This window comes from uncultured Cyclobacterium sp., assembly GCF_963976465.1.
GTDB lineage: Bacteria > Bacteroidota > Bacteroidia > Cytophagales > Cyclobacteriaceae > Cyclobacterium.
The window spans coordinates 1-7,440 of sequence record NZ_CAXBOC010000277.1 but is presented as its reverse complement, the minus strand read 5'-3'; the positions used below and the strand labels follow the sequence as shown (position 1 = coordinate 7,440).

Genomic DNA, 7,440 nt, shown 5'->3' with positions numbered 1-7,440 from the left:
GTGGCACGCGAGCTGGGTTCAGAACGTCGTGAGACAGTTCGGTCCCTATCTGTTGCGGGCGTGAGAAGTCTGCGGGGGGCTGTCCTTAGTACGAGAGGACCGGGATGGACCGACCGCTGGTGTACCGGTTGTAGTGCCAACTGCACCGCCGGGTAGCTAAGTCGGGAAGAGATAAGCGCTGAAAGCATCTAAGTGCGAAACTCGCCCCAAGATGAGACTTCTAAACAGGGCCGTCAGAGACGATGACGTTGATAGGCTGTAGGTGTAAAGTCAGAAATGACATAGCCGAGCAGTACTAATCGCCCGAAAACTTGAACGTCTTTGCTACGTTGCATTTTCCACAAGACAATGTCAAAATAACTTACAAACATTTATAAGAATTAAAGAAATTAAGTGTAAGCTGTCAATAGCGAGCACAAAGATTTAGGCGGCCCGGCGCAGGGGACCCACCTCTTCCCATCCCGAACAGAGAAGTTAAGCCCTGCAGCGCCGATGGTACTGGGGTTACACCTGGGAGAGTAGGTCGCCGCCTTCTTTTAGACCCTTAGAGCAATCTAAGGGTCTTTTTTTATGCCCTTTTTTGTAAATAAACCTGCTTAATTCTCCTCTCTTTATAAAGACGATTGTTATTTTTTTCCCTGAGTTGAATCAATGGTTCAAATAGTATCCCAGCTGTCCCTAAACTTAAGAAAACTTCGCGTCCTTAAGGAATTATGGCTACGTATACCGGTGCTTTCTATATTTTAGACTTAAAAATATATAAATCAGAAGTGTTTTATTCCCAAATGACAGAAAAATAAAGTATTTTGACCATAAATAAACCAAATTGGCTACGGTTAGAAACCCTTTGTCTTTTTGCCAGTGCTAAAACCGGCTCAAAAAAATCATTTTTGGTTTTAAATAGGATAGTCAAGCAATACCTAAATCAAAATAACAAAATGAAATCAACAAGAAGAACATTTCTAAAATCAGCTTCAACGGCCGGTTTAGGAGCATTATTCATTCCTAATTTTATTAAAGACCCGCCAAGTACAAAATTGCGTTTTGCAATGATTGGTGTAGGAGCCAGAGGTCGTGCAAGTTGGAGCCAGGTTGCCGTAGAAGATATTGTGGCCATGTGTGATGTTGACGACCGAATGACTGAGCATGCATACAAAACTGTACCTAACGCAAAAAAGTACAAAGATTTCAGGGTGATGTTCGACGAAATGGCCAACGAAATTGATGCCGTTATGATTGCTACACCTGACCATACCCATTTCCCGGCGGCAATGGCTGCTATGCAACTTGGAAAACATGTATTGGTTGAAAAACCACTGGTGCATAATATTTGGCAATGCCGCACCATGAAAAAAGCAGCAAACCACTATGGCATCGTATCGCAAATGGCCAATCAAGGACATACAACCCATGGAATTAGATTAGTAAAAGAATGGTATGATGCAGGTGTTCTTGGAGATGTAAAAGAAGTAATTAGATGGGGAGGCCCAACAACATTTAATCCGGATGGATATTTCTCAAAGCCTGAAGGATTTCCATTTCCAGAACATGAAGTTCCTGAAGGTTTAGATTGGGATTTATGGAAAGGTCCTGCAGCTGATCGTCCTTTTAATAATGAATATGCACCCAAATCATGGAGAGCTTTCTACGATTTCGGGAGCGGAGCAATGGCCGATTGGTGTTGTCATACTTTAGACGCTCCTTTTTGGGCATTGGATCTTGGAATGCCACATACAGTAGATGCTGTAGTACCAAACCCTGAAGTTCCGGATCATAGTATGATTGCCAAAGAATCAACCATAACATGGCAATTTGGTGCTCGGGGTAATAAACCACCTGTTACCATGAAATGGATTGAAGGTATGGGCAAACCCGAATTAAAGGAAGAGTATGGGCTTGAAGAAATGCCGGACAATGGAATGATAATGATTGGTTCTAAGAAGACACTTTACCATGGAGGCCGTCCAAATAATCCTCGATTACTTGTTCCTGAAGAAGAATGGATAGATTTCCAAAAGAATAAACCGGCAGAAACCATTCCGAGAGTAGCCGAAGAAAAACCAGTACAAGAATGGGTGGCTGCCATTAAAAACGACACCTTGCCGGGCTCAAACTTCGATTATGGTGCAGACTTAACCGAAATGGGTCTTGTTGGTGTACTAGCACAACGATTTGGCGGAACGATCAGCTATGACGCAAAAAATATGAAGGCCGTTGGTCGTCCGGAGTTAGATGCATACATTAATGAACCAGTTCGCGAAGGTTGGTCTTACGGAGAAGACCTTTGGTAAAATTGAAGACATTAATAATCTGAGCTGGAAATAAAATGTCCCCCATCCCCTCAAAGAGGATGGGGGACATTTTCAAAACTGTAAACCTGTATTCATTATTTACTCAATAATCTGTAACTTTTTTTTAAAACGGGTCAAAATCAACCATTTCAATTTATAATTTAGTAAAATCCTTTTTCACCTTATAAGAGTGATTTATCAAATTTTACTTAGATGTTAAATCAGAGACGCGGAGAAACAATACTTTCAAGGTATTTTGGTCACAACACGAGGCATTAGAAAATGCCTGTTACTCTGATTGCTGGGGGAAATTAATAATCATTGTTCCGGACCTAAGGTTTTATACAGATACGTTTAGATTATTCTTTATTGGCCTCTAAAAAAGATTTACTTTACTTATAATCAAGCCAATTTTTTATAAGGAAATAATTTTCCAGTCCATTCAGCTATTCATTTGGGTTTTTAGGAAGACTGTAGTACCTTTTAAAGGTAGTTTAACAAAACCCATATAGCCTTGATACTGAAATCCTTTAATACAAAAGATCATCCTACAACTATTTATCTCGGCAGGCAACAGGACCATCCGAAAAAAGGCCACGAGGGGAATTGCATCAACCGCCGTGACTGCCTAGGGATCTTAGGTGGATCGCTTGCAAGCCTTGCCCTGACTTCGAAATCGCAGGCAGAGAAGACTAACAGCGATCTGCCAGTCGTTGATACCCATCTTCACTGTTTTGGCGGCCCCGAAAACAATGAATTCCCTTATCATCCCAACGGACCCTATCGGCCTGATTCCGCTGCCACTCCAGAGCATCTGCTGAGCTGCATGGACGGAGCAGGGATTAAATACGGAATCGTTGTTCACCCTGAACCGTATCAAGACGACCATCGGTATCTTGATTATTGTCTGGAAGTTGGTGGGGGCCGGCTGAAGGGTACCTGCCTGTTTTTTGCTGACCAGCCTGATTCGTTGGCTGCGATGCCATCTTATTTGAAGAGCCGTGAAGGGAGTATAATTGCCTCCCGGGTTCATGCTTACGCTCCCGATCGCTTGCCTCCGTTTGGGAAACCGGAACTCCGTAAATGGTGGCGTAGTGTCGCCGATGCAGGCGTTGCTGTGCAGTTGCATTTCGAACCTCGCTATGCTCTTGGCTTCGAACCATATATTAGGGAATTCTCCGACACCACTGTGATAATTGATCACCTTGGGCGTCCGTTTCAAGGATCACCGGAAGAATATGCCAAAGTATTGCGCTGGGCTGACTTTCCTAACACAGTAATGAAGCTAGCATCTATCCCAAAATCAGAGCACTATCCTCACCAGGATATCAGGCCGATCATCCGCCAATTGACCAGTGCCTGGGGCGCCGAACGGATGATCTATGGCGGTGGCTTCAATACAGATGCGACACCAGACTCCTACCGTCGCTACCGCCAGGACCTGTTGGGACACCTCTCGCATCTCTCGTCACAGGAGCAGGCAGCCATACTCGGTGACAATGCTTTACAACTTTTCGGCTGGAGCTAAGTAAACCTATGGAGTTTATTGGAAATAAAACAAAAAAAGTTCCTTGGCTAACCAAGGAACTTTCTAAAAATTACTTCAGGATTTTTTCCCGATTAAGATACTGTGATTTGTTTCACTCTTTTTAGCTCTTCTTTTTTAGGAAGTATAAGTTTAAGGATACCATCCTGGTACTGAGCGTTGATCTGATCCACATCTACTTTGTCTTCTTCAATAAAGAAAGACCTTTCAAAGCTTTCATAATGGAATTCAGTTCGCTTTACCTTATGACTTTCGTCTTTCTCTTCCGTCTCTGTTTTTTTACTTGCGGAGATAGTCAGATAGTCTTTTTCAAAGTAAATGTTAAAATCTTCCTTCTTCATACCGGGGGCAGCTACTTCCAACAAATACTCTTTGTCATTTTCTTTGATATTAACTGCCGGCTTGTTTCCGTTGAAACGATTCTCAGGGCTACCCAATACAAAAGAAGATGGAACATCAAATAATTGATCCAACCAATTGTTAAAATCAGGTGCCTGTGTTTTTCTTCCGTTTGTTTTTATAAGTGTCATGGCTATAGTTTTTTTAGTTTTAACTTCGTTATTTACTAGTCATTTAACAAAGTAAATGCCAATTGCAAAAATCAAGTAAACACCTGTAAAACAGGACAATACGTCAGTATTGTTGATTGATGAAATGACATTATGACTGTTGAATGTGGCTAAAAGTGACGATATGGCATGGTGTGTTTGATTAAATATCAATAAAGAATAATTATTAATATGGTTAAGCCAATGGGGTACAATATAGTATCAAGGATGGTTTATAAAATTAAAAGATGGGACCATGCACCAAGGCAGGCAAATCGATGTGGGTGAAGGCAGTATAGAAATATATAGTTTAGCAAAAGGTTTTGTTACGTTTGCTAAGGAGAACATAGCCGATTATGGCTTGATCAAAAGTTCATTGATGCCCGAAGGTTTAGAAAAGAACCTTACCGATAGCGACCTCAAAGATTTGTTGTCTTTTTTATTGGAGCGATAGGGGGCTTAATAACTGACAATTTTAAAACATTAAAAAATAGTAATGTTAGATAGCTCCATTTAAGTTCTTAAATTTCAGGCTATATATTTTTTATTAATTAACAGAAAAATAAATAACTACCCTGAAGAAAATTTTTGGTTTAGTCTGGCTACAAACGAATACTAATTCTTAGATGGGATAATTGAAAATCGCTCAATTCCTTTGCTGTCAATAAATAGCCTTATTATTCCATTATCGATTTTATATGGGATGTTTATGGTTTTATCATTATTTGTTAAGGCGATATATTTATTCTCCATCTCATATTGATAAATTGAATCTCCAAAGAATTCCATACCAAACTTGGGATCTATTTTTAAAAATGAATGGTCCTTTGAAAAAATAAATGTGCTATTGGGACTAGTAATTATAGGCAATATATTTTTTCGTGCAATTGAATCTTTTGCAAACTCGGGGGTCATTGTAAAATCAACGATAGAATATTCACCCTCTAACGTAAGTTCTTTGTCATAAGGATTACATGAAAATACAAGAAAGGAGATTACAATAAGTAATGTTGTCTTCATTTTGAGGCTCTATTAAAGATAGACGGTATTTATTCAGTCTAGATTAGGAGTTTTATGAATGGTGCAAGGCACCTGTTATAATCAAACATTAAATGACTTTTAAAAATGCCTGTTTTCAAACGACTCCCTGCTACTAAATTATTAAATACTAAAATAAAGACTTAGGAATAGGAATCAAATAGAAATAAGATAATTAATCCTATTTCGAAGAAATTATTAATAAAAGTCGAAATTTCGGCGGTATTGTTCCCTTTTATTTGCAGCAATACCTTGGGAATCAGGTTATACTCATTGTTTACTAAAGGCAGGCAGCTTTGGCTAAATAAGTTCTTTGCCGAGTTTATCTTGTATCACAGGCATTAAAATAACTATCTTTCACTGAGCGAATTCCTATTTCAATATTGGAAGAGTTAAACCGTTTTTCTTTGATATGCGGCTCATGAAAATTACCAATGTTTTGTAAAAGCATAAAAACTTCTGTTTCTATGGTAATTGTCTTTCCAAATTTTCTGATTGCTCCTATTTCAATTTTATTTAACTGGTAGAGAATACTTCGCCGCTTTCTTTCGACTTACTTTAGTATCCTCCATTACAAAGTAAATTTTGTGTATAGGCACCGAAACAGGTTATTCAATAAATCTTGACTATAGATTTTTGGTAATTCAGTCCTTATTCGCTGTTGGTGGACTTTCATCAATTCCTTAATTAAGAATAAAGCTTAGCTCTACCTCCCCATTTTCCTTTGGTGAAGTCCGCAAAATCTACCAGCCAGCTTTTGTCGGCTGCTGAGGCGCTCGTAAGGGGGATGATGGCCGCGTTTGTTATTGAATCGTAAACATCCCAGTCCGGCTGTTTGTTTTCCTGCAGGGCCAGAATCAATCGGTGCCAATAGATGGGTTTTGGGTTATGCTACCACTTTTATGCCCACAAAACCCGGTCTTAGGTTTTTTTTGAAGCCCTTTGCCATGGAAGGGTTGGATAGCAGACTTGCTGACATGCCTCCGAGGGCTAAGGAGGATAGTTTTAGAAAATTGCTGCGGTTGAGGTAATTCATGGTGTTTTTAATTTTTTAAAGTTTAAAAACTATTCGAGAAGTCCGGGATACCAGTTCTCAGCATTGTACCTATAAATCTTATCTACCACGGATTTGGGTAGCTTTAGGCCTTTGAAGGTACCATCTACTTTTGGCACATTCATTTCATCATCTCCGGTGAAAAATTGCCAATGCCTTAACCATACTTCGTGGGCATGTGCGGCAATTTCATCGGGCGTTGTCAATCCCTTGGCTTGGATGTCTGAAGCACCTGCTCTCAAATCTGTTCCATAAATTAGCCTGTCCTGGTATTTAATAAAGAAGTCATGAACCTCTTGCCAATTGGTAATGGCCTGGTATTGTAGGTGGGAAATTCTTTCGGCCATGTCCACTGCCATATTGGGGTAGCGGTCCAGTCTTTTTGCCAATTCCTTCACATCGTATTCCAAACTTCCCAAATGTGCTCCAACAAATCTCAAATCAGGATTGTCGGCCAACATCCGGTCTCGTGCCTCAATTTGATCTTCATAGGAGGGGAAATCGGGGAAGTTGTACATATGGTACTTTGGGTTTTCACTAAAATAATCCTTGTCTCCCTGAACGGTCATTTCTTCTAGTGGCAACCAAGTGTTTTTGGGTTCACCAAGATGCCCCAATAGGGTTATGTCCTTCTCCGTTAAAAGTTTGAAGATGGGTTCAAATTTCTTGTCATTGATGGTTACCAATTCGCCCTTGTCATTTTTCAATTCCATGCCCACGTTTTTCCAAACCTTTACCGCAATGGCCCCATGGGCAATGGATTTTTCTAAATAGGCCAGGGTCTTGCTTACCCAATCCTCCTCATTGAATCCATCCAATGAAAATGTGGTAGCATAGGAGACAATATCAGGATAGTCCCGCACCATTTTTAAAGAGAAATTCTCTTGGTCTTCCGGCTGTCTTTCTGGAGAGGTATATACACTGACGGTTAGAAAACCGAAGTTATCCTTGGCTGCTTGATTT

8 protein-coding genes and 2 rRNA genes are annotated in these 7,440 nt (G+C 40.2%); 5 read left to right on the top strand and 5 right to left on the bottom strand.

What is annotated here, in order from left to right; all coding sequences use genetic code 11:
• The 4 genes from AAC037_RS15245 to AAC037_RS15230 form a co-directional block, all read left to right on the top strand.
• Window positions 1-319: ribosomal RNA gene (locus AAC037_RS15245) — 23S ribosomal RNA — on the top strand; the annotation flags it as partial.
• Between the two features lie 104 nt (window positions 320-423).
• A 5S ribosomal RNA gene (gene rrf, locus AAC037_RS15240) occupies window positions 424-535 on the top strand.
• A 403-nt stretch (window positions 536-938) separates the two neighbouring features.
• Complete coding sequence (locus AAC037_RS15235) at window positions 939-2,291, top strand: Gfo/Idh/MocA family oxidoreductase (protein ID WP_339903785.1); 1,353 nt, start codon at window positions 939-941, stop codon at window positions 2,289-2,291.
• A 514-nt stretch (window positions 2,292-2,805) separates the two neighbouring features.
• Window positions 2,806-3,819, top strand: a complete 1,014-nt coding sequence (locus tag AAC037_RS15230) for an amidohydrolase family protein (protein WP_339903784.1) — start codon at window positions 2,806-2,808, stop codon at window positions 3,817-3,819.
• A 92-nt stretch (window positions 3,820-3,911) separates the two neighbouring features.
• Here the strand turns inward: AAC037_RS15230 and AAC037_RS15225 are convergent, their stop codons facing one another.
• Window positions 3,912-4,367, bottom strand: a complete 456-nt coding sequence (locus AAC037_RS15225; protein WP_339903783.1) for an Hsp20 family protein — start codon at window positions 4,365-4,367, stop codon at window positions 3,912-3,914.
• A 274-nt stretch (window positions 4,368-4,641) separates the two neighbouring features.
• On the opposite strand from AAC037_RS15225, the gene AAC037_RS15220 reads away from it, so the two are divergent.
• The gene (locus tag AAC037_RS15220; protein ID WP_339903782.1) at window positions 4,642-4,839 is read left to right on the top strand and encodes a hypothetical protein; all 198 of its coding nucleotides are present in this window, start codon (window positions 4,642-4,644) and stop codon (window positions 4,837-4,839) included.
• Window positions 4,840-5,000: 161 nt separating this feature from the next.
• Here AAC037_RS15220 and AAC037_RS15215 read toward each other — a convergent pair whose 3' ends face one another.
• The 4 genes from AAC037_RS15215 to AAC037_RS15200 form a co-directional block, all read right to left on the bottom strand.
• Entirely contained in the window at window positions 5,001-5,405 is a 405-nt protein-coding gene (locus AAC037_RS15215) for a hypothetical protein (RefSeq protein ID WP_339903781.1), read from the bottom strand.
• A 705-nt stretch (window positions 5,406-6,110) separates the two neighbouring features.
• On the bottom strand, window positions 6,111-6,284 hold the full coding sequence (locus tag AAC037_RS15210) for a hypothetical protein (protein WP_339903780.1): 174 nt from the start codon (window positions 6,282-6,284) through the stop codon (window positions 6,111-6,113).
• A gap of 25 nt (window positions 6,285-6,309) precedes the next feature.
• Window positions 6,310-6,459 carry a hypothetical protein gene (locus tag AAC037_RS15205; RefSeq protein WP_339903779.1) on the bottom strand — a complete coding sequence of 50 codons (150 nt, stop codon included), beginning with the start codon at window positions 6,457-6,459 and terminating at the stop codon, window positions 6,310-6,312.
• Window positions 6,460-6,488: 29 nt separating this feature from the next.
• A partial coding sequence (locus AAC037_RS15200) for an amidohydrolase family protein (RefSeq protein WP_339903778.1) occupies window positions 6,489-7,440 on the bottom strand: 952 nt, incomplete at its 5' end.

What these genes read in the sequence shown, in the direction of transcription:
- AAC037_RS15235 (WP_339903785.1), top strand. Translation starts at nt 939, where the DNA reads ATGAAATCAACAAGAAGAACATTTCTAAAATCAGCTTCAACGGCCGGT.
- AAC037_RS15225 (WP_339903783.1), bottom strand. Translation starts at nt 4,367, where the DNA reads ATGACACTTATAAAAACAAACGGAAGAAAAACACAGGCACCTGATTTT.
- AAC037_RS15220 (WP_339903782.1), top strand. Translation starts at nt 4,642, where the DNA reads ATGCACCAAGGCAGGCAAATCGATGTGGGTGAAGGCAGTATAGAAATA.
- AAC037_RS15215 (WP_339903781.1), bottom strand. Translation starts at nt 5,405, where the DNA reads ATGAAGACAACATTACTTATTGTAATCTCCTTTCTTGTATTTTCATGT.
- AAC037_RS15205 (WP_339903779.1), bottom strand. Translation starts at nt 6,459, where the DNA reads ATGAATTACCTCAACCGCAGCAATTTTCTAAAACTATCCTCCTTAGCC.